The organism is Nocardia huaxiensis, from assembly GCF_013744875.1.
GTDB lineage: Bacteria > Actinomycetota > Actinomycetes > Mycobacteriales > Mycobacteriaceae > Nocardia > Nocardia huaxiensis.
On the sequence record NZ_CP059399.1, the window covers coordinates 5,557,767 to 5,578,149 of the forward strand.

Here is a 20,383-nt window from a genome sequence, read left to right on the forward strand (position 1 = left end):
TTCGCCGCGCTCACGACACGCCCTCCAGGGTCGACACGTCGCCCTCGGGCAGACCCAGTTCACGGGCCTTGAGCAGCCGCCGCATCACCTTGCCGCTGCGCGTGTGCGGCAGCGCCTCGGCGAAATCGATCAGTTTGGGAGCCACCGCGCCCAGGGCCCGGCGGCCGAACGCGCTGAGCTCGGCGCGCAGATCGTCGGTGGGTTCGTAGCCCGGTTTCAGCACCACGAACGCCTTCACCAGTTCCCCGGCCACCGGATCGGGGACGCCGATGACACCGGCTTCGGCCACCGCCGGATGCGCCAGCAGCGCGCTCTCCACCTCGAAGGGGCCGATCAGATGCCCGGCGGATTTGATCACGTCGTCGGCGCGGCCGATGAACCAGTAGTAGCCGTCCGCGTCGCGGCGGACCAGGTCGCCCGAGAGGTACCAGCCGTCCTCGAAGGCTTTGGCGGTGCGCTCGGGATCGTTCCAGTAGCCCCGGAACATGGAGGGCCAGCCGGCGCGCAGGGCCAGTTCGCCGATCTCGTCCACCGCGGCGGGTTCGACCGTGCCGTCCACGAGGGCCGCGCGCCCGTCGGGCCCGCGCCGCAGCACCGTGGCCTCGATACCGGGCAGCGGGCGGCCCATGGATCCGGGCCGCACCTGCGCCGCCGCGAGGTTGGCGATCATGATCGCGCCGGTCTCGGTCTGCCACCAGTTGTCGTGCACGGGATGGCCGAGCACCCGGTAACCCCATTCCACCACTTCGGGATTCAGCGGTTCGCCCACGCTGGCCACGAAGCGCAGCGCGGACAGATCGGTGCCGCCGGGCAGCGCGTCACCGCGCCGCATGAGCATGCGCAGCGCGGTGGGGGCGGTGTACCAGACCGTCACCTTCTCCCGGGTCAGGATGCGATACCAGCGCTGGGCGTCGAATTCGGCTTCGTCGCTGATCAGGGTGGCGCCCAGGCACAGTGGCGCGATCACGCCGTAGGACATGCCGGTCACCCAGCCCGCGTCGGCGGTGCACCAGAAGGTGTCGCCGGCGCGCAGGTCCAGCGCGTAGTGGGCGGTGACCCGGTGCGCGAGCACCGCGCCGTGCACATGGATCGCGCCCTTGGGTTTGCCGGTGGTGCCGCTGGTGAAGTGCAGCAGCGCCGGATCCTCGGGACCGGTTGGCACAAGCGGGAATTCGGGCTCGGCGAGGGCCATGGCCAACGCCAGCTCGATGGTGTCGGGCGGAATCGGATCGTCGACACCGGGATCGGTGAGCAGCACATGCCGCAGCGCGGGCAAGACATCGCGCTGGGGGCCTACCTTGCGGTCGTAGAGCGCTCTGGTGGTAACCAGCGTCGTGGCCCCGGAGAGCTCCAGGCGCTGCCGCACCGGTTCCGGGCCGAAGGCCGAGAACAACGGCACCACAACACATCCCGCCTTCCACGCACCCAGCAGTGCGACATACAGCTCCGGGGTGCGGCCCAGCAGCACGCAGACGCGCTCGCCGCGGCGCACCCCGAGTCCGCGCAGCACATTGGCGAATCTATTGCTCAGCCCGGCCAATTCGGCGTAGGTCAGGGTGACCCGGCTGCCGGTCGCACCCAGCCAGCGCAGGGCGGGCGCATGGGCCCGCGGGGTGCCCAGATGCCGGTCCACCGCCTCGTGGGCGATGTTCACCGTCGCGCCGAACGCTCCGCTCATGCCCGAACGCGCTGCCTCCCAAGTGAACTCGCGACAGGACAGGGCATAGTCGGTCAGGTTGGCGCTCGCGCGCTCGACGGCACTCTTGTCGATCGGCTCCCAGCGTGTCGGCTCGACCGACGAAACGCTGTGCTCACTGGCGATATTCATGAGTCCTCCTGCACCCAGTGAACGCCGCGCGTCCGGCCACGCGGCAGGGCGCAAAGTCCACACCGGCGGTGACCTCGGTCCGCCGTGCGCCGGTCCCTGCGCTTGTACCCCCGGCGGCATGACCTTTGCCTCTGTGGCCCTGCCGGGGGCCGGGCACACCCTGGGGTCACCGTCCCTGAAAGGAGGCAAGTCCATGGACTATCGAGTGAGTTCGTGCGAGACCGCACCGCAGACGGTCTTGCGGATTCCGCTCGAGATCCGCCCCGATCTGCTGAGCGAGGGCATCGTCGCGGGTATGGCGCGGCTGAGCGAGGCCGCCGAGTACGCGGGCCTGACCGCCAACGGCGCGCCGACCATCACCTTCCATCGCGAGCTGCCCTCCGAGGAGGCCATCGTGGTGGATTTCGGCCTGCCCGTCGAACCCGCGCCCAATCTCGGGCCCCGCTCGGGGGCGGAAATCGTGATCCAGCCGCCGCGCCTGGTGGCCCGCACCTGCCATCGCGGCAGCTACCGTCGACTCGACGCCGCCTATCGCGCGCTGCGGGAGTGGGTGCACGACACGGGCTGCCGCCCGATCGGGCCGCCCACCGAGGCGTATCTCATCGGCCCGGACGAGGTGAGCGATCCCCGCCAGCTGATCACCGAGATCCGCATACCGATCGCGCCCGCGCCGGCCGTCTCGGCGCATCTGGACACGACCTTCGCCGAGGCGGTGACCCGGACCGTGGAAGCGTTGCGGCAGCAGGGATTCGGCGTGCTGACCGAGGTCGACATGCAGGCCACGCTGCGCGAGAAGGCGGGCGAGCACATCGAGGACTACCTGATCCTCGGGGTCTGCCATCCCGCCCTGGCGGCCCGCGCGCTCGCGGCCGACCGCCAGGCCGGGCTGCTGCTGCCGTGCCATGTCGTGATCCGGGCCGACGACACCGGAGTGCTGGTGGAGGCCGCCGATCCGGAAGTGCTGGCGCACGCGCTGTATCAACCCGATCTCGATCCGGTCGCCGCCGAGACCCACCGGCTGCTGGTCGCCGCGCTCACCGACCTGCGCCATCCCACCACCGCCGCCTCGTGAGCAGATGACCATGGTCCCCGAGCGCCGGGCACGAGTCCTCTCACCGCGACACCCGCGCCCGGCCAGGCTCTATGGCATGGACACACACGAAACTCCCCGCATCGCAGTTGTTTACGCCACCGCGCAGGGCGCTACGCGTGAGATCGCCGAATACCTGGGCGCGAGTCTCGCCGGGCGCGGCGCGACCGTCGAGGTCGCCGATGTCGAACACGCCCCGGAGCTGTCCCGTTTCGACGTCGTCGTGCTGGGCAGTGCCATCCACAATATGGACTTCCTGCCAGAGGCCACCGAGTTCGTCCGGTCCCACCACGACGCGCTCACCGTGCGCAAGGTATGGCTGTTCGGCGTCGGCCTGGGCCCCGCGCTCACCGGTCCCCTGGGCCGCTACCTCGGACGCCGGGTGCCCAAGCGCATCGCGCGATTGCGCGATGCCATCGCACCCCGCGAATACCGCACGTTCGCAGGGCATTACGAGCGCGCCGGGGTCTCGCTCGAGGCCCGCGCGCTCTACCGCGTCCTGGGCGGCACCCGCTACGGCGACCTGCGCGACTGGACCGCCATCGAACTGTGGGCCGACAGCATCGCGCAGGCGCTGCATCTGCCCAAGGCCCACACCGTCCCGACCCACCCCTGAAAGGAGTCCCGATGAGTCACCACACCGACCCCTTCGCCCCGGCCGTGCACACCGCCCACGAATGGCTGGCCGTCGTCGACGACCGGCTCGGCGACGCCCCGGATCGCGCCTTCGCCCACCGCGCCCTGCGGGCGTGGCTGCACACCGTGCGCGACCGCCTGGGTGTCAGCGCGTCCGCGCATCTGGCCGCTCAGCTGCCCGAGCTGTTGCGCGGCATCTTCTACGAGGGCTGGATTCCGGCGCACGTGCCGGTCCACCATGACGTGTCGTCGTTCCTGGCCCAGTTCAGCAGGGAGGCGGGCGTTTCCGTCGCGCAGGCGGTGCCGCTCGCCGGAGCCGTCACCGATGCGCTGGCCGAACTCTTCTCCCCGGGAGCGCTCGACCATGTGCTGGCGCAGATCCCGGTCAAGCTCCGCGTCCTGCTGATCGGCGTCGACACCGCCGAAATCTTCGCGGGGGCGGGCGTTTTCACGCCTCCGGCGGGCCCGCCGATCGAACTCGAACAGCGGGTGCGCGCGCTGTCGGCCGCCGTGGCGGTGCTGGCCCGCGGCCTGGAGACCCTCCCCGGCGTCGAATCCGATGACGCCGCACGAGCTTCCGCCGCGCAGCAGGCCCATCGCATCCTGCTGGCCGAGGGCCTGACCGGTCCCGCGGCGCGCGCCCACTGATTCTCTCCCCTACCCCGTTGCGAGGTACCCGCGATGACCGTCCGCCACGCTCCCCTGTTCGTACTCGCCCTCCCCCTGGTCATGTGCGGCCTGGTGCTGGCCGGAGCACCCGCCGTGACCCTGCTGTTCGCGCTCATGTTCGCCGCGGTCCCGGTGCTCGGGCTGCTGCTCCTGCCCGCGGATCGTCCCCGGCGGCCCCGCATCATCGAGGAAACATCATGGTGAAGAATACGATTCCGCTCGGCCGCGTCGCCGGGGTCGAGATCTCGGCGCACTGGTCCGCGCTGGTCACCGTCGGACTGTTCACGTGGGTGCTCGGGGCTTATCTGTCCGGCACCGGCAGTACGGCGACGGTGTGGATCACCGCCGTCGCGGGCGCGCTCGCCCTGGTGGCATGCCTGCTGGCGCACGAGCTGGCGCATTCGATCGTGGCGCGCCGCAATGGTATTCGCGTCCAGGGCATTGTGCTGTGGCTGCTGGGCGGCGTCTCCGAACTCACCGAGGAACCGCGCGACGCCCGCGCCGATCTGCGCATCGCGCTGGCCGGACCGGCCACCAGCCTGGGCATGGCCGCGGTCGCGGGCGGCGGTGCGGCGCTGGCCGCCCTGATCTCCCCCGACGGGACGGTCACCGCCGTGCTGGTGTGGCTGGCCATGGTGAATGCCGTGCTGGCCCTGTTCAATATGCTGCCCGGCGCACCGCTGGACGGTGGCCGGGTGCTGCGCGCCATCCTGTGGCGGCGCAGCGGCGACCGGCTGCGGGCCGCGACCGCCGCTGCCCGCAGCGGTCAGATCCTCGGCCTGGTGCTGCTGTTCACCGGACTGGGCGAGGTGTTCCTGTTCGGTCAGGCGGGCGGCCTGTGGCTGATGCTGCTGGGCTGGTTCCTGCGCACCGCCGCGCACACCGAGCTCACCGCGTCCGGACTGCGGCACCGATTGGGCGACACCCGGATTCACGACATCATGACGCCCGACCCGATGGCGCTGCGCGGTTCCTGGAAGGTCACCGACCTGCTGGGTTCGGCCGCCACGCACACCAAGCACCGCGTCTTCCCCGTCATCGACGACGCCGGCCGCCCGTTCGCGGTGCTGGCCTGGTCCGATGTGGTCGCGGTACCGGAAAAGATTCGCGCCACAGCCGATCTCGCCGAGCTGGCGCGCCGGCTGCCGCCCACCGCCATCGTCGGCGCGGACGAACCGCTCGCCGAAGTGGCCACCCGGGTCCTGCTGCGCCCCAACCTCGATGCGGTGGCCGTGGTCGATCCGGTCGGCCGCCTCGCCGGGCTCGTCACCGCCACCGACCTCACCCTGGCCTGCGACCGCTCCGCGCTCGGACTGCCGATCGACCACACCACGGCCCCGGAACCGCTGCGGCCGGGCAGCAGGTGGCTCACGGACACCGCTCCGTCGACTCATCCGAGCGGACTGTAGCCCCCGCCGGGCGTGACCTTCTCCCCTGCCGCACCGGGCCGCCCGCACGAGACGCTGATACCGACGACACACGATGGATGGAGCCGTGATGGGCGATTATGTGGCCGACCTGGGTGAACTGCGATTGAGCGATGCCGACCGCGCGGGCGGCAAGGGCGCCAACCTGGGTGAGCTGGTGGCGGCGCGGATGCCGGTGCCGTCCGGCTTCGTGATTCTCGAATCCTGTTACGAGGACGTCGTTTCCGGCGGTCCGCACGGCAAGGAACTGGACTCGCTGCACGAGCGCGCGCTCGCGGCCGCCCTGTCGGCCACACCGGCCGATGAGGATCAGCTCGGCGAATTCTGCCGCCGTATGCGGGAATTCGTGCACGAGACGCCGATCCCCGCTGCCGTGCGCGACAGCATTGTGACCGCCTATCATCGGCTCGGGAACGCACCCGCGGTGGCCGTGCGGTCCTCGGCGGTCGGCGAGGACTCCGCGACGGCCTCCTTCGCGGGAATGAACCTCTCGCGCACCAATATTCACGGTGACGAGGAACTCATGGCCGCCGTCGTCGATTGCTGGGCGTCCCTGTTCACCCCGCGCGTCCTCACCTACCGAGCCCGGCGCGGCATGCACCAGCGGCCCGCCATGGCGGTCGTGGTGCAGTGCATGGTCGCCGCCCGGCGCGCGGGAGTCGCCTTCACCGCCGACCCGGCCAGCGGACGCCGCGACCGGGTGGTCGTGGACGCCGCGCGCGGCCTGGGCGAGGTGGTGGTGTCCGGAACCACCGAACCCGACACCTATCTGCTCGACGCGGCGGGGCCGACGCTGCTCTCGGCCCGGCACGGGCATCAGGAGTTCGCCATCGTCGCCGGGCCCGACGGGGACCGGCACGTCCAGCTGACCGCCACCGAAACCGAGACGCCGGTGCTCACCGACGACGAAGCGGTCGAGGTGGCGCGTTTGGCGCTGCGGGTCCAGCAGCATCACCACGGCCTGCCGCAGGACGTGGAATGGGCCTTCGACGACGAGCGGCTGTGGCTGGTGCAGGCCCGCCCGATCACCATGCTGCCCGATGCCGAAGGCGCGAAACCCCCGATGGCCGGGCCGGTTCCGGGCCGGGTCCTGCTGCGCGGGCTGGCCGCCGCGCCCGGGCAGGCCGCCGGTACGGTGCGGGTCCTGCACTCACCCGCCGAAGGTTCGGCGCTGCGCGACGGCGAAATCCTGGTGGCCCCGATGACCAATCCGGACTGGCTGCCCACCATCTCGCGGGCCGCGGCGCTGGTCACCGACAGCGGCGGCATGACCTGTCACGCCGCCATCGTGGCCCGCGAGCTGGGCGTGCCGTGCGTGGTCGGAACCCGCACCGCCACCACCGATCTCGCGCCGGGCGCCGCGGTCACCGTCGACGGTTCCGCGGGACTGGTCCGGGCCGGGCGCACCGAGGCGGTCCGGATCCCGGCCCCGGCCCGCCCCGTCGCCGCACCCGCCGAGGTCACCGCGACTCGCCTGTATGTCAACCTGGCCCTGCCCGAGGTCGCCGAGCGCGTGGCCGCCGATGAGGTCGACGGCGTCGGGCTGCTGCGCGCGGAGACCCTGCTGACCCAGGCGCTCGGGGGCCGCCATCCCCGCGATCTCATCGCACGCGGCGAGGGCGAGAAGTTCGTCGCGACCCTGTCGGATTCGCTGCTGGCCATCACCACCGCCTTCGCGCCGCGTCCGGTCATCTATCGGGCAACCGATCTGCGCAGCAACGAGTTTCGTGCCCTCGAGGGCGGCTCCCGCTACGAGCCGCTGGAGCACAATCCGATGATCGGTTTCCGCGGCTGCTACCGCTATGTGCGCGAACCGGAGATGTTCCGCCTCGAACTGGCCGCACTGGCCCGCGTCCGCGAACGAAACCCCAACCTGCACCTGATGATTCCCTTCGTACGCACCCGATGGGAGCTGGAGGCGTGCCTCGAACTCGTCGACGCCGGCCCACTGGGACGCCAGCGCGGACTGCACCGCTGGGTGATGGCGGAGGTGCCCTCGGTGATCTATCGCCTGCCCGAATACGTGGGCCTGGGCATCGACGGCGTATCCATCGGCAGCAATGACCTGACCCAGCTCATACTGGGCGTGGACCGCGACTCCGAGCAGTGCGCCGAACTCTTCGACGAATCCGACGCCGCGGTCGTGGACGCCATCGGCCGGATCGTCTCGACCGCCCGCCGGCTCGGAATCACCTCCTCCCTGTGCGGACAGGCCCCTTCCACCCGACCCGAATTCGCCGAACACCTGGTGCGCATGGGCATCACCTCGATCTCGGTGACACCGGACGCGGTCCCGCGCGCCCGCCGCGCCATCGCCGCGGCCGAACGGCGTGTCCTGCTGGAGCAGGCGGTGCGAGATCCGGCCGTCCCACGCTGACATTCCATGCCGAAGGCCCGGCCAATGGAGAGTTTCGGCCGAATCCTCATAGACTGAGAGGACAGTCGCACGTCATCCGTCGCGCGCCCGACAGCCAGGAATGCAGGATCAGCCAGATGACCGTCGATCCACGGGATGAGTCGTATTCGGTGCGAGATACGCTCTCCCAGCTGCGACTGCGAGAGCTGCTCACCGAGGTGAAGGACCGCGTCGAACAGATCATCGATGCCCGCGACCGGATGGACGGCCTGGTCGAGGCCATGCTCACCGTGACCTCCGGCCTCGACCTGGACCAGACGCTGCGCACCATCGTGCACACCGCCATCACCCTGGTCGACGCCCGCTACGGCGCGCTCGGGGTGCGCGGGCACGACGCCCAGCTCACCCAGTTCATCTACGAGGGCATCGACGAGCACACCCGCACCCTCATCGGCGACCTGCCGCAGGGCCACGGCGTGCTCGGGCTGCTGTTCAGCCAGCCCAAGCCGATCCGGCTGCTGAACCTCGCCGATCACCCGTCCTCGGTCGGGTTCCCGCCCAACCATCCCCCGATGGGCACCTTCCTGGGTGTTCCGGTCCGCATCCGCAACGAGATCTTCGGCAATCTGTATCTCACCGAGAAGGCCGGCGGGCTGCCGTTCAACGAGGACGACGAAGTCATCGTGCAGGCGCTCGCGGCGGCGGCCGGCACCGCCATCGACAATGCCCGCCTCTATGAGGCGTCGCGCACCCGGCAGGCGTGGATCGAGGCCACCCGCGATATCGCGACCGAATTCCTGGCGGGCACCGACGCCGACGCCGTACTGGCACAGGTGGTTTCACACGCTCGCAGCCTGACCGATTCCGATCGCGCGTTCCTCGCGCTCACCGACGATCGCGAGACGCCGGCCGAGGAGATTCCCGAACTCGAGATCGTGCAGTGGTCCGGGCCGGGCGACGGACCGGCCCAGCCGACGGTCCGGACCACCGCGACCGCCATCGGCCGCGCCTTCACCGAGCGGACCCCGATACGGTTCGAGACCGCCCACGAGGTCGATCTGGGCAAACCGATCGACGACCCCGGGCCCACCCTGATTCTGCCGCTGCACGCCCAGGATCTGACCTTCGGCGTGCTGGTCATGGTGCGCACCATGGATTCTCCGCCGTACACCGACGAAACCCTGGAATTGGCCGCGGCTTTCACCGACCAGGCCGCGGTGGCGATCCAGCTGGCCGAAACCCAGCGCCGCATGCGGGAACTGGATGTGCTCACCGACCGGGACCGCATCGCGCGGGATCTGCACGACCACGTCATCCAGCGGCTGTTCGCGGCCGGATTGAGCCTGCAGGGAACCGTGGCCCGCGCCCGCACACCCGAAGTGCGGCAACGACTTTCCAAGGTGATCGACGATCTGCAGGATGTGGTGCAGGAGATCCGCACCTCGATCTTCGACCTGCACGGCGGCAACAACAGCAGCACCCGGTTGCGGCAGCGCTTGGAGCAGGCCATCAAACGGCACACCGAGGACACGGAAATCCTCACCTCACTGCGCATCTCGGGTCCGCTGTCGGTGGTGAAGCCGGAGCTGGCCGACCATTCCGAGGCAGTGGTGCAGGAGGCGGTGTCCAATGCCGTGCGGCACTCCGGGGCCGGATCGCTCACGGTCGACGTCGAAGTGGCCGACGATCTGACCATCACCGTCTCCGACGACGGCTGCGGCATTCCGGACGACATCACGGCCAGCGGTCTGAACAATCTCTCGCGGCGCGCCGAGGAATCCGGCGGCACCATGGCACTGCTGCGCAATACCGACAACACCGGTACGCGGCTGCGCTGGTCGGTGCCCCTGACCTGAGCCGCGTCCGGTGCCGTCACGAAATCGCCCGCGGCGTCAGGGCTTGCGCGTCACCACGATCGGGCAGTCGACGCTGTGCAGCAGCGCCGCGCTGGTCGAGCCGAGCAGCATGCCGGTGAACCCGCCGCGCCCGTGGCTGCCGACGACCACCAGCTGAGCGTTCTCGGACTGCTCGAGCAGGGCCCGCACCGGACGGTCCATGACCAGAATCCGCTGGACCTGGACATCCGGGTAGCGTTCGCCGTACCCGGCCATGCTCTCGGCGAACTGCAGCTCCTCCTGGTCGCGCACGGCATCCCAGCCCGGCAGCACGCCGCCGTAGGGGCCGGTCATATCGCTCCAGGCGTGCAGCGCGATGAGATCCACCTTGCGCAGCGAAGCCTCCTGGAAGGCCAGTTCGATCGCGGGCACGCTGTTGGCCGTGCCGTCGACGCCGACCAGAACGGGCTTGTCGACCGCCACCGGGTCGGTGGCCGTCGCCGAATGGATCACCGCGACGGGGCATTGCGCGTGCCGGGTGACCGCGGTGCTCACCGAGCCGAGCATGCCGCGCCCGATCGCACCCAGCCCACGGCTGCCGACGACCATCATCCGTATCTGCTGCGACCGGCGCAGCAGATACGCGATGATGGGCTCCACGGTGACCTCGGTCTGGATCTCGATCGCCGCGCCGACGGCAGCCGCCCGCGCGACCCGGGCCGCCTCGCCGACGACCCGTTCGCCCTCGACCTGCAGCCACTGCTCGTCGGATTCGGTCAGGTACGGTCCCGGGCCGAAACCGCCGGCCACGGCCACGGAGTTCACGATGCGCAACCGGCAGCCGTGCAGCCCCGCGTCGATCGCGGCCCACGCGGCGGCCTGATACGAGACGGCCGACCCGTCGACGGCCACCACGATCGGCGGATTGAGTTCTCGCGCTGTGGAATCGGGGTTCTGGGTCATGGTGTGCTCCTCGAATATCGTTGTGTCGCGGTCTGTTTCCACCCGCGCCGGGGCCGGCGCGCGTCAGCCCACCGCGTGCAGGCTCTCCAGGGGACGGACGACCTCCGCCAGCGGCAGCCGCGGGCTCGCCGGAACCGGCGCGGCACTGGTTGCGGCCCAGCCCATTCGGATGATCAGCTGCGGATGACCGAAATCGCCCAGGATGCCGTGGCGGATGCGCTCACGCACCTGCGGCACCTCGAGGGGTTCGGTGAGCGGGCAACTGGCCAGCCCGAGCGTGGTGGCCGTGAGCAGCATCGCGCTCGCGGCCTCGCCCGCCCGCAGCCAGGAGCGCAGCTCATTGCCCGTGGTCGCCACCAGCAGCATGCTCGAGACCTCGTCGGTGTCGCGGACCGCCGCCTCGGGCAGCCGCGGATCCCCGAACGGCCGCACCGTCGGATCCGTCGCGGCGACCGCGTTGCGCGCGGGCACACCGTGCGGCATCGCGTGATGGCCGCTCCAGTACGCCAGTTCGGCCGCGTATCCGGGATTGCCGGCGTGCTCGTCCGCCGCCTGTTGGAAGGCCCGCAGCAGCCGGGCTCGCTCGCTCGGGGGATCGACGCGGTGGGCACGGGTCCCGACCGTGGTGCCGGCCTGCACGACGGTGGCGATCTTCGAGTCCGGAATCGGCCAGGAGGTGAAGCGGCGGCGGTCGCTGCGGCGGCGGGTGATGGCGCGCGCCATCCGCACCGCGGCCGCATCCGGTGTGGCGGGCCGGAATTCGATGGCGGCCAGGTGTCGGGGCTCGGCCCGGTTCGGCAGCCGGTGCACCAGCGTCTCCCAGCCGAACACGCGGATGGCCACCCGCAGATGATGCAGGGCCGCACCACAACTGAGCACCATTTCGCGGCTGTCGGGATCGGCGTGGGAAAGCCGGCGGCTCTCCTCGGCGTACAGGTGAACCGTATTGTCACCGACGCGCCACTGCCAGGGCTGGGTATTGTGCACCGACGGCGCGCGCACCGCCAGCGTGAGCGCGGCGCGGATCGTGCCCGGATCGGGGTGATCGGTCGACATCGCGTGTCCTTCCTCGGAATTCACGGGCTGTTGCGGTTCAGCATGGCGTTCGCGGCCATTCGCGGTGGATGGCCGAAAGTCATTGGACGAGGGGGCCTCGGACCGCAGTTCTAGCGCTCGCGGACCACCAGCACGGGGCAGACCGCGTGATGCAGCACGGCGGCGCTCACCGAACCCAGTGCGATCCCGGCGAATCCGCTGCGGCCGTGGCTGCCGACCACCAGCAGCTGAGCCGAGTCCGCCTGCTCGAGCAGCGCCCGGACCGCGGTGTCGCAGGCGACGACGCGCTCCACCGTGACCTCCGGATACCGTTCGCCGAAACCGGCCAGGCTCTCCGCCAGCAGGGTCTGCTCGGTCTCGCGGATGCTGTCCCAGCCGACCACGGGCAGGTCGTAGCCGGTGGTGTCGCTCCAGGCGTGCACGGCGATCAGCGCCACCTTGCGCCGGGCGGCCTCCTCGAACGCCATCTCTATGGCGGGCATGCTGTTGTCGGTGCCGTCGACGCCGACCACGATCGGCTTGGTCGCCGAGACCGGATCGGTCTGGGAGATCCCGTGCACGATCGTGACCGGGCAGTGCGCATGACGGCTCAGGGCGGTGCTGACCGAACCCAGCAGCGCGCGGCGCACCGCGCCCCGGCCGCGATTGCCGACCACGATCATGGCCGCCTGCTTCGACCGTGCCAGCAGGGTCGGAATGATCAGGTCGAAGGTGAACTCCGTGGTGATCTCGACCTGCCGCTGCGGCGTGGCGTGTTCGGCGATCCGGGTGGCCTCGGCGAGCACCCGGGCGCCGTCGGCGCGCAGGGCCGCGACCTCGGCGACGCCCAGCGCCGTGCGGGCGTCCTCGCGGGTCGGGATGGCGTAGGAGGTGATGATGTGCAGCGGGCTGCCCCGCAATTCGGCCTCGACCGCCGCCCAGGCGACGGCCTGATAGGAGATCTCCGAGCCGTCGACGGCGGCCACGATCGGGGGGATGCCGGTGCCCGGCGCGGGAACGGCGTTGTCGGCCATGATTCCTCCTGGTTGCGGTGTGCACTCAGCATCCCGCCGGGCGTGCGCCCATCCCAGGGAACTAGGTCATTGCGCGCGCGGGCCGTCCGGCCCGAATCCCGGCTACCGCGGTCCCCGAAGGACAACGGCGGCACCGGTCTTCGAGCCGGGGCCCGCCGCTAGGCCGGGGCGGTGCGACGACGGTCCCGCCACACCAGCGCGGGTTCCACCGCCCGCGCGGCGATCGGCCCGGCGACCGCCATGATCAACACGTAAGTCGTTGCCAGCGCGGCGAACTCGGCCGGAACGGCCCCCGCGGCCACAGCCAGACCGGCGATGACGATGGAGAACTCACCGTGCGCCACCAGCGCCGCGCCCGCCCGCGCCCGGCCGTATCGCGAGGATCCCGCCCGCTTGGCCGCCCACCATCCGGTGGCGACCTTGGTGCCGGTCGTGACCGCGGCGAGCAGCAGCGCCCAGCCCAGCACCGGCGGGATGGTGCGCGGATCGGTCGTCAGCCCGAACAGCACGAAGAACAACGCGGCGAACAGATCTCGCAGCGGCTCGAGGATTCTGGCGGCATTGTGGGCGGTGGAGCCCGAGATGGCGATGCCGAGCAGGAACGCGCCCACCGCCGCCGAAACCTGGACCGCGGAAGCGACACCGGCGACCAGCAGTGCCGAACCGAGCAGTTTCAGCAGGAAGATCTCGCGGTCGTCGCTGTCGACGATCATCGAGACGTAGCGTCCGAAACGCAGCGCCACCACCAGCACGACCGTGACGGCCGCCAAGGCGATGCCGACGGTGATCGAACCGGCCAGGAATCCCGCACCGGCCAGAACCGCGGTGAGAACCGGCAGGTAGCCGGCCATGACGAGATCTTCGAATACCAGAATCGACAGGATCGTGGGCGTTTCCCGGTTGCCGAGGCGACCGAGATCGCCGAGGACCTTCGCCACGATCCCGGAGGAGGAGATGTAGGTGACTCCGGCCATGGCGATGGCCCCGGTGGCGCCCCAGCCCAGGACCAGCGCCACCATGACGCCCGGGGTGGCGTTGAGTGCCAGGTCGAGTACGCCCGCCGCCCAGGACTTGCGCATGCCGGTGACCAGTTCGCCTGCGGTGTACTCCAATCCGAGCAGCAACAGCAGCAGGACGACGCCGATCTCGCTGGCGAGGTGGATGAACTCGTCGACGTGCTGGAGCTCCACCAGGCCGCCGGTGCCGAACACCAGCCCGCCTATCAGGTAGAGCGGAATCGGCGACATGCCGATGCGGGCGGCCGCTCTGCCGAGCAGGCCCAGACCGAAGAACACCGCGCCCAACTGGATCAGGGAGAGCGCGGTTTCGTGTGCGACCATCGACCTCAGCCGTCCGTCAGGATTACAGCGGCCGCCGTTAGGCCCTCCGCGGTGCCGACGACGATCGCCACATCGCCGGCGGTGAACAGGAATTCGGGACCGGGCGAGGGCAGCGCCTGCCCGGCGCGCACCACCGCGACAATGGATGCTTTTGTGCGCGTGCGCAATTGGGTCTCCCCCAGCATGCGCCCGGCGTACGGCGAACCGGTGCGAATCGGCAGCTGCCGGGTGGTGATTCCGTCCAGGTCGCGGTGCTCCTGCTGCAACTGCGCCACCAGTTGCGGTGCGCCCAGCAGATTGGCCAGCGTCGAGGCTTCCTGCGCCGACAGCGGAATCTGTTCGGTCGCATCGGGATTGTCGGGTTTGCTCACGATCAGGTCGAGCGTGCCGTCCTTGTGGTCGATCACTCCCACTCGGCGACGCGAGCTCGCCGAGGAGAATTCCTTGCGTACCCCGATTCCGGGCAATGGTGTCACTTCTACGTTCACAGCACCCGACCCTAGCGGGACAGGTCAACCGTCCATCAGGATCGCGGCCGCCGCCGCCACACCGTCCCCGGTGCCGACGACCACGAGCACATCACCCGCGATGAGCGTGAGATCCGGTCCGGGAGAAGCGATCACCTGCTCGGCCCGCATCACGGCCACAATGGAGGTCATGGTGCGCGTTCGCATCCGGGTATCACCCAGCACTCGCCCGTCGTACGGCGACGCGGCCGGAACCGGGACCTGACGGGTGACCACCCCACCCAGCGTCCCGTGCTCCTCGCGTAGTCGCGCGACCAGCTGCGGAGCACCGAGAAGGTTGGCCAGCACGGCGGCCTCCGCACCGGACAGCGAAATCCGGTCGGCGGCCTCGGAATCGCCGGGCCTGCCCATGATCAGTTCGATCGTGCCGTCCGCGCGCTCGATCACCCCGATCCACCGGCGCGCCCCACGCAGCCGGAACTCCTTGCGCACACCGACGCCCGGCAGCGGTGTCACCTCAACGTTCACTCCCTCACGGTAGCCATCTCGCGCGATCGGCAAACCCCGCCGCGGCGTTCCTCCCGGCTGCCGGTTCAGTCCGCCGCCGGGCCGTCCCCGAGGGCGCGGCCGGTGGCCTGCTCGAAGGCCGCGAGGGCGGTCGGCAGGGTCGGAAACAGCCGCTCCGCCCCGATCTGCGCGGTCAATCCGGCGGCGTCCAGGGCGTCGCGGAGGTCTCGCTTCACCCGAGCCATGGCGAAAACCACTCCCCGCGCGGCCAATTCGGTGCGCAGCTGGGCGACGGCGTCCAGGGCGGTCAGGTCCACTTCCACATTCGCCTCCGCATTGAGCACGAACCAGCGCACCGGCGTGCCCTCGGCCGGCTGTTCCACGGCCGCGAGCGCCCGGCGGCGGAAATCCTCCGCATTGGCGAAGCACAGCGGCGCGTCGTAGCGGTAGATCACCAGCCCGGGAACGAGTTTCGCGTTCGGGTAGTCGTCCACGTCGTGCATGCCCGCCAATCCGGGAACGAAGCCCTGGATGGCATCGTGCGCGCGGGCCACCCGCCGCAGCAGATCCAGAATCGACAGCGCCACGGCGACCAGGACGCCATTGAGCACGCCCAGCGTGAGCACCGCGACGGTGGTGCCGAGCGCGAGCACCAGTTCGCTGCGCCGGAAACGCGCGATGCGCCGGAATTCCGCCACATCGATGAGCCGCAGCGCCGCGTACACCACCAGCGCGCCCAGCGCGGCGGTCGGGAAGTTCGCCAGAACACCGCGCGCACCGAACAATACGGCCAGCACGGTCAGCAGCGTCACCACCGAGTACAGCTGGGTGCGCGCACCCGACACATCGGCGATGGTGGTGCGGCTCCCGCTGCAGCTCACCGGAAACCCGTGGGACAGTCCGGCCGCCAGATTCGTCGCGCCGAGCGCGCCGAGTTCCCGGTTGGCGTCCACCCGGGTACCGTGCCGGGCCGCGAAAGCCCGTGCGGTGAGCGCGTTGTCGGAGAATCCGACCAGTGCGATACCGAGCGCGGGCAGCAGCAGCGTGGCGAGATCCGCCGCCGCCACACCGGACAGACCAGGCACCGGCAGACCCGACGAAATCGTGCCGACGACCTTGATCCCGTGCTGCTGCAAAGAGAACACCGCCACGCTCAGCGTGGCGGCCAGCACCGCCAGCAGCGTCCCGGGAATCTTCGGCGCCCGCCAGCCCAGCAGGATCAGCGCGGCCAGCGTGGTTGTCGCGACTATCGTTGTCGGCCAGTGCAGTTCGTCGATTCCGGCGGCGAAGGAACGCAACTGGCTCGGAATCGTCTCACCGTCCACCGGCACGCCGGTGAATTTCCCGAGCTGGCTGGCGATCATGATCCCGGCGGTCCCCGCCAGGTACCCCACCAGCACGGGTTTGGACAGCAGATCGGCGAGCATACCGAGCCGGGCCACCGCTCCCAGCACGCACACCGCGCCGACCAGGACCGCCAGAATCGCCGCCAGCGCGGCGTAGCGCCCGGGATCCCCGGCGGCCAAGGGTGCGAGCGCGACCGCCGTCATCAGCGCCGTCGTGGATTCCGGGCCCACCGACAGCTGTCTGGAGGTGCCGAGGAACACGTACACCGCCAGCGGGCCGAGCGTCGCCCACAACCCGGCCACCGGAGGCAGTCCCGCAACGGTCGCGTAGGCCATCACCTGCGGAACCAGATAGGCGGCCACCGTCACTCCGGCGAGCGCGTCCGCGCGCAACCAGCGCCGCTCATACCCGCGGAACTGCTCCGTCCCCGGAAACAACCGCGCCGGAAGGAATTTCATCGGACAACGCTACCGCGACCACCGTCCGGCCCGGGCAAACGACCCGCACCGGCTCACGTCATTTGTTCACGGACGCAAGGACATCGGCGGCAACATGCCGAACTTGCTCAGGTACATCAGAACCACGGTCATGACCCGTGCTGCGGTATCCCACCCCATGGCCACTCATCTCCTCTGAATCTCAGAGATGCACAAAAGCATTGCTGCTGCGGACTGCTGAGCCGCCCGCTGGCGTGCGGACCACTCACGTCGACCGATCGCGTCGCATTCCGTCATTACGGGATGGATTACCCACGGTACGCCTGCCCAACCGACCAGGATTCCAATATGAGTCCTCGATTCGCAGCACTCAGGTCACGACTGGAGCACGGCGCGGATCGCCGCGGGCGCCCAGGTGTATTCCAGTTCCGGCAGCGAGAAACCCCGCGGCCAGCGCACCACCCGATCCGCGGTCAGCACGCCGCCCTGCCGCTCGTAGAACGCGATCGCGGGCGCATTGGCCTTCAGCACTTCGAGATACAGGGGTCGATCCGGATACTCGGCCGCCGACCACCCCAGCGCATGCCGAAACAACTGTGTTCCAGTTCCATTGCGCTTCCGGGCGGGCCGGACATGCAGGTTGTCGAGCAGCACGCGGCCGTCGGATTGCGGTGTCAGATAAGCGAATCCGAGTAGCTGCGCGTCCGACTCGGCGACGAGCAGCGCAGCGGCCGACGCCGCGCTCAGCCGGCCCCGCCACAGCTCGAGCCGGTTCGTGAACAGCGACTCCCCCAGCTCGTCGTCGGGCAGGATGCCCGCGTACGCGGTACGCCAACTGCTCGTGTGCAGCGCCGCCACCGCGTCCGCGTCCTCCCGGCGACCGGCCCGGATCTCTACCACACCCATGAATTCGAGCATGCCAGACAACCGGGAGAACCCCGAGATCGGAAGGGGCGATCTCGAGGTCTGCCGATCGGCCGGAGGCTGTCTACGCCTGGATTACTTCGATTCCCACCAGCGCGTTGAAAGAATCGCAGCTGGCCCAGGATTGATTCTGGCCGTACTGAATCGGGCCGTATTTCCAGTAGGTGAAGGGAACGGGCCAGGCTACGCAGGTGAGTTTGACCTGATGCCAGGTTCCCAGCTCGCAATTGGCCATTCCACCGGTATTGAAGATGTTGTAGACGTGACAATTGGCCTGCCATACCGGCACATCGGCCTGGGCCACGCCACCACCAGCGAACAGTGCGCCCGCAGTTGCCGTGGCAACGGCGGCAGCGCCGGCAGCAAGCCGCTTCGCAGATAGCATTCCGACCTCCTGAATTGGTGTTGTGCCCAGCTAATCGCACCCACGGGGCCTACTCGTTACTTTCGAGCAAATTGCTCTGCGACCGCCTCGAGGCGGCGGCGGAGCAGACAGAATTCATTTCCCTCCGGGTCGGCCAGGACGTGCCAGCTCGCCGTCTCACCCTGACCGATATCGACCTTCCGCGCACCGAGCGCGAGCAGCCGTTCCAATTCGGCGTCCTGATCGCGGTCGGTGGGGTTCACGTCGAAATGCATCCGGATTTTGCCGCGTTCGGTCTCACCGGTCCGGGCGAACAGCAGGGTGGGCTGCGGTCCGCCGAATCCCGTTGCGGGCGGGCCGATCTCCAGATGACTGTCGCCCTCCCAGCCGAGTTCGACGAAGCCCAGGACCGCGCACCAGAAGTCCGCCAGCCGTTGCGGATCGGCACAGTCGATGACCAATTCGGTGATCCTGCAAGACATGTGCGCGACCCTAGCGCAGCAGCTGCCGTAGCCGCGCCGCCTCGCGGGTGAGATGGTCGCGTTCGGGCAGCGTGGTGGCCGCGTGCGCCGCCTCGGCGTACAGGGCGGCGGCCTGCTCGAGGTCACCGGCGCGTTCGTGGAGGTAGGCGCGGGCCGCGGCGTGGCGGGGCAGATCCTGGTCCAGGTCGGCCAATGCCGCCAGTCCGGCGCGGGGACCGTCGGCCTCACCGACCGCCACCGCCCGGTTCAGCCGCACCACCGGGCTCGCGGTGAGCCGAACCAGCTCGTCGTACCACTGCACGATCTGCACCCAATCCGTCTCGGCGGCGCTGCGAGCGTCGGCATGCAGGGCGGCGATGGCGGCCTGGGCCTGGTATTCGCCCAGTGCATCGCGGGCCAGTGCGCCCTGCAGGATCGCCACGCCCTCGGCGATGCGGGCGGTGTCCCAGCGGGATCGGTCCTGCTGCGCGAGCGGGATCAGCTGACCGCCCGGACCGGTGCGCGACGCGCGGCGCGCGTGATGCAGCAGCATGAGGGCGAGCAGGCCCGACACCTCGGGCTCGTCGCGCACGGCGGCGAGCTGGCGGGTGAGCCGGATGGCCTCGGCCGCCAGATCGAGCTCACCGCCGTAGCCCTCGTTGAAGACGAGATAGAGCACGCGCAGCACGGTCGGCAGGTCGCCGGGCCGGTCGAGGGGCAGACCCGCGATGCGCCGTTTGGCGCGGCTGATTCGCTGCGCCATGGTCGCTTCCGGGACGAGATAGGCGGCCGCGATCTGGCGGGTCGTGAGGCCACCGGCGGCGCGCAGGGTCAGAGCCACCGCCGAACTCGGGGACAGGGATGGGTGCGCGCACAGGAAATACAGCCACAGCGTGTCGTCCGTGGCGGGCACCGGACCGGCCGCGGGCTCCGCCTCGACGGCGAGTTCCCTTCCCCGCCGGGATGTTTCGGCGCGGGCGGCATCGAGGAACCTGTGCCACGCGGCGGCGACGAGCCAGCCTTTGGGATCGCGCGGCGGATCGTCCGGCCAGCTCTCCAGCGCGCGAATCAGCGCCTCCTGCACGGCGTCCTCGGCCGACGCGAAATCCGCTCCGCGCCGGACGAGCACACCGATGACCGCGGGCACGAGCTCGCGCAGCAGCGCGTCGTTCACTCGGTCACCGTGGGCAGTTCCCCGTAGAACGGCCGTATCTCGAGCCATTCGCGAATCGGCTTGCCGCCCGCGCCGGGCGCTTCGGACAGCTCGGCCGCCAGCTCGAGGGCCCGCTGGTAGGTCTCGACGTCGATGATCGTCCAGCCGGCGATCAGATCCTTGGTTTCCGCGAACGGGCCGTCGGTGACGGGCGGGCGACCCGGGCCGTCGGAGCGGACGAAGGTGCCCTGGTCCGACAGCGCCCGATGCTCCACGAACTCACCGGTCTCCTCGAGCCGGGTGGCGAAATCGGCCATGTACTGGATGTGGGCCGTCACCTCCTCCGGCGTCCACTGGTCCATGGGCACGTCGTTCTCCGGTGTCGGCGCACCGCGATAGTGCTTGAGCAGCAGGTACTTGGGCATGATGTTCTCCTCGGTTCGGTTCCATGGTCACACCTCGGTTGGTGTCGCGAGGCCCGGTGGGCTGCTCGTACCCCTGGGACGGAAC

At 70.0% G+C, this 20,383-nt stretch carries 20 protein-coding genes; 7 read left to right on the forward strand and 13 right to left on the reverse strand.

The genetic code is table 11. The features are described from left to right. Positions 1–10 precede the first annotated feature (10 nt). Positions 11–1,828 (reverse strand): acetate--CoA ligase, encoded by a 1,818-nt coding sequence (gene acsA, locus H0264_RS25050; RefSeq protein ID WP_181579803.1) that lies wholly within the window; start codon positions 1,826–1,828, stop codon positions 11–13. Between the two features lie 118 nt (positions 1,829–1,946). On the opposite strand from acsA, the gene H0264_RS39365 reads away from it, so the two are divergent. The 7 genes from H0264_RS39365 (at position 1,947) to H0264_RS25085 (ending at position 9,862) form a co-directional block, all read left to right on the forward strand. Further along, on the forward strand, positions 1,947–2,900 hold the full coding sequence (locus H0264_RS39365; protein WP_420831985.1) for a DUF302 domain-containing protein: 954 nt from the start codon (positions 1,947–1,949) through the stop codon (positions 2,898–2,900). A gap of 76 nt (positions 2,901–2,976) precedes the next feature. Next, the gene (locus H0264_RS25060) at positions 2,977–3,534 is read left to right on the forward strand and encodes a flavodoxin domain-containing protein (protein WP_181579804.1); all 558 of its coding nucleotides are present in this window, start codon (positions 2,977–2,979) and stop codon (positions 3,532–3,534) included. Positions 3,535–3,545: 11 nt separating this feature from the next. Then, positions 3,546–4,202 (forward strand): DUF2267 domain-containing protein, encoded by a 657-nt coding sequence (locus tag H0264_RS25065; protein ID WP_181579805.1) that lies wholly within the window; start codon positions 3,546–3,548, stop codon positions 4,200–4,202. Positions 4,203–4,235: 33 nt separating this feature from the next. After that, positions 4,236–4,427, forward strand: coding sequence for a hypothetical protein (locus tag H0264_RS25070; protein WP_181579806.1), 192 nt, complete (start codon positions 4,236–4,238; stop codon positions 4,425–4,427). Further along, positions 4,421–5,632, forward strand: coding sequence for a site-2 protease family protein (locus H0264_RS25075; RefSeq protein WP_181579807.1), 1,212 nt, complete (start codon positions 4,421–4,423; stop codon positions 5,630–5,632). The genes H0264_RS25070 and H0264_RS25075 overlap by 7 nt, the downstream gene beginning before the upstream one ends. 88 nt (positions 5,633–5,720) lie before the next feature. Next, positions 5,721–8,027: a phosphoenolpyruvate synthase gene (gene ppsA / locus H0264_RS25080; protein ID WP_181579808.1), complete on the forward strand. Its 2,307-nt coding sequence runs from the start codon at positions 5,721–5,723 to the stop codon at positions 8,025–8,027. 116 nt (positions 8,028–8,143) lie between these two features. Beyond that, positions 8,144–9,862, forward strand: coding sequence for a GAF domain-containing sensor histidine kinase (locus H0264_RS25085; RefSeq protein ID WP_181579809.1), 1,719 nt, complete (start codon positions 8,144–8,146; stop codon positions 9,860–9,862). A gap of 36 nt (positions 9,863–9,898) precedes the next feature. Here the strand turns inward: H0264_RS25085 and H0264_RS25090 are convergent, their stop codons facing one another. The 12 genes from H0264_RS25090 to H0264_RS25145 form a co-directional block, all read right to left on the reverse strand. Beyond that, positions 9,899–10,804, reverse strand: coding sequence for a universal stress protein (locus H0264_RS25090; protein WP_181579810.1), 906 nt, complete (start codon positions 10,802–10,804; stop codon positions 9,899–9,901). Positions 10,805–10,867: 63 nt separating this feature from the next. After that, complete coding sequence (locus H0264_RS25095; protein ID WP_181579811.1) at positions 10,868–11,860, reverse strand: Acg family FMN-binding oxidoreductase; 993 nt, start codon at positions 11,858–11,860, stop codon at positions 10,868–10,870. A 110-nt stretch (positions 11,861–11,970) separates the two neighbouring features. Beyond that, positions 11,971–12,873, reverse strand: coding sequence for a universal stress protein (locus H0264_RS25100; protein WP_181579812.1), 903 nt, complete (start codon positions 12,871–12,873; stop codon positions 11,971–11,973). 158 nt (positions 12,874–13,031) lie between these two features. Next, on the reverse strand, positions 13,032–14,213 hold the full coding sequence (locus tag H0264_RS25105) for a cation:proton antiporter (protein ID WP_181579813.1): 1,182 nt from the start codon (positions 14,211–14,213) through the stop codon (positions 13,032–13,034). Positions 14,214–14,218: 5 nt separating this feature from the next. Next, positions 14,219–14,701 carry a cation:proton antiporter regulatory subunit gene (locus tag H0264_RS25110; RefSeq protein ID WP_181579814.1) on the reverse strand — a complete coding sequence of 161 codons (483 nt, stop codon included), beginning with the start codon at positions 14,699–14,701 and terminating at the stop codon, positions 14,219–14,221. 24 nt (positions 14,702–14,725) lie between these two features. Beyond that, entirely contained in the window at positions 14,726–15,208 is a 483-nt protein-coding gene (locus tag H0264_RS25115) for a cation:proton antiporter regulatory subunit (protein ID WP_181579815.1), read from the reverse strand. Positions 15,209–15,273: 65 nt separating this feature from the next. Then, positions 15,274–16,992, reverse strand: coding sequence for a SulP family inorganic anion transporter (locus tag H0264_RS25120; protein ID WP_181579816.1), 1,719 nt, complete (start codon positions 16,990–16,992; stop codon positions 15,274–15,276). A gap of 354 nt (positions 16,993–17,346) precedes the next feature. Further along, complete coding sequence (locus H0264_RS25125) at positions 17,347–17,877, reverse strand: GNAT family N-acetyltransferase (RefSeq protein WP_181579817.1); 531 nt, start codon at positions 17,875–17,877, stop codon at positions 17,347–17,349. An 82-nt stretch (positions 17,878–17,959) separates the two neighbouring features. Then, positions 17,960–18,280, reverse strand: coding sequence for a hypothetical protein (locus H0264_RS25130; RefSeq protein ID WP_181579818.1), 321 nt, complete (start codon positions 18,278–18,280; stop codon positions 17,960–17,962). A gap of 56 nt (positions 18,281–18,336) precedes the next feature. Continuing rightward, complete coding sequence (locus tag H0264_RS25135) at positions 18,337–18,741, reverse strand: VOC family protein (RefSeq protein ID WP_181579819.1); 405 nt, start codon at positions 18,739–18,741, stop codon at positions 18,337–18,339. Positions 18,742–18,751: 10 nt separating this feature from the next. After that, a complete protein-coding gene (locus H0264_RS25140; protein ID WP_181579820.1) occupies positions 18,752–19,894 on the reverse strand; it encodes an RNA polymerase sigma factor in 1,143 nt (380 codons plus the stop codon). After that, positions 19,891–20,298, reverse strand: a complete 408-nt coding sequence (locus H0264_RS25145) for a YciI family protein (RefSeq protein ID WP_181579821.1) — start codon at positions 20,296–20,298, stop codon at positions 19,891–19,893. Before H0264_RS25145 ends, H0264_RS25140 begins: the two co-directional genes overlap by 4 nt. Between the last annotated feature and the right edge of the window lie 85 nt (positions 20,299–20,383).

What these genes read in the sequence shown, in the direction of transcription:
- H0264_RS25085 (WP_181579809.1), top strand. Translation starts at nt 8,144, where the DNA reads ATGACCGTCGATCCACGGGATGAGTCGTATTCGGTGCGAGATACGCTC.
- H0264_RS25125 (WP_181579817.1), bottom strand. Translation starts at nt 17,877, where the DNA reads ATGGGTGTGGTAGAGATCCGGGCCGGTCGCCGGGAGGACGCGGACGCG.
- H0264_RS25145 (WP_181579821.1), bottom strand. Translation starts at nt 20,298, where the DNA reads ATGCCCAAGTACCTGCTGCTCAAGCACTATCGCGGTGCGCCGACACCG.
- H0264_RS25095 (WP_181579811.1), bottom strand. Translation starts at nt 11,860, where the DNA reads ATGTCGACCGATCACCCCGATCCGGGCACGATCCGCGCCGCGCTCACG.
- H0264_RS25120 (WP_181579816.1), bottom strand. Translation starts at nt 16,992, where the DNA reads ATGAAATTCCTTCCGGCGCGGTTGTTTCCGGGGACGGAGCAGTTCCGC.
- ppsA (WP_181579808.1), top strand. Translation starts at nt 5,721, where the DNA reads ATGGGCGATTATGTGGCCGACCTGGGTGAACTGCGATTGAGCGATGCC.
- H0264_RS25100 (WP_181579812.1), bottom strand. Translation starts at nt 12,873, where the DNA reads ATGGCCGACAACGCCGTTCCCGCGCCGGGCACCGGCATCCCCCCGATC.
- H0264_RS39365 (WP_420831985.1), top strand. Translation starts at nt 1,947, where the DNA reads ATGACCTTTGCCTCTGTGGCCCTGCCGGGGGCCGGGCACACCCTGGGG.
- H0264_RS25090 (WP_181579810.1), bottom strand. Translation starts at nt 10,804, where the DNA reads ATGACCCAGAACCCCGATTCCACAGCGCGAGAACTCAATCCGCCGATC.
- H0264_RS25105 (WP_181579813.1), bottom strand. Translation starts at nt 14,213, where the DNA reads ATGGTCGCACACGAAACCGCGCTCTCCCTGATCCAGTTGGGCGCGGTG.
- H0264_RS25130 (WP_181579818.1), bottom strand. Translation starts at nt 18,280, where the DNA reads ATGCTATCTGCGAAGCGGCTTGCTGCCGGCGCTGCCGCCGTTGCCACG.
- H0264_RS25135 (WP_181579819.1), bottom strand. Translation starts at nt 18,741, where the DNA reads ATGTCTTGCAGGATCACCGAATTGGTCATCGACTGTGCCGATCCGCAA.
- acsA (WP_181579803.1), bottom strand. Translation starts at nt 1,828, where the DNA reads ATGAATATCGCCAGTGAGCACAGCGTTTCGTCGGTCGAGCCGACACGC.
- H0264_RS25070 (WP_181579806.1), top strand. Translation starts at nt 4,236, where the DNA reads ATGACCGTCCGCCACGCTCCCCTGTTCGTACTCGCCCTCCCCCTGGTC.
- H0264_RS25065 (WP_181579805.1), top strand. Translation starts at nt 3,546, where the DNA reads ATGAGTCACCACACCGACCCCTTCGCCCCGGCCGTGCACACCGCCCAC.
- H0264_RS25075 (WP_181579807.1), top strand. Translation starts at nt 4,421, where the DNA reads ATGGTGAAGAATACGATTCCGCTCGGCCGCGTCGCCGGGGTCGAGATC.
- H0264_RS25060 (WP_181579804.1), top strand. Translation starts at nt 2,977, where the DNA reads ATGGACACACACGAAACTCCCCGCATCGCAGTTGTTTACGCCACCGCG.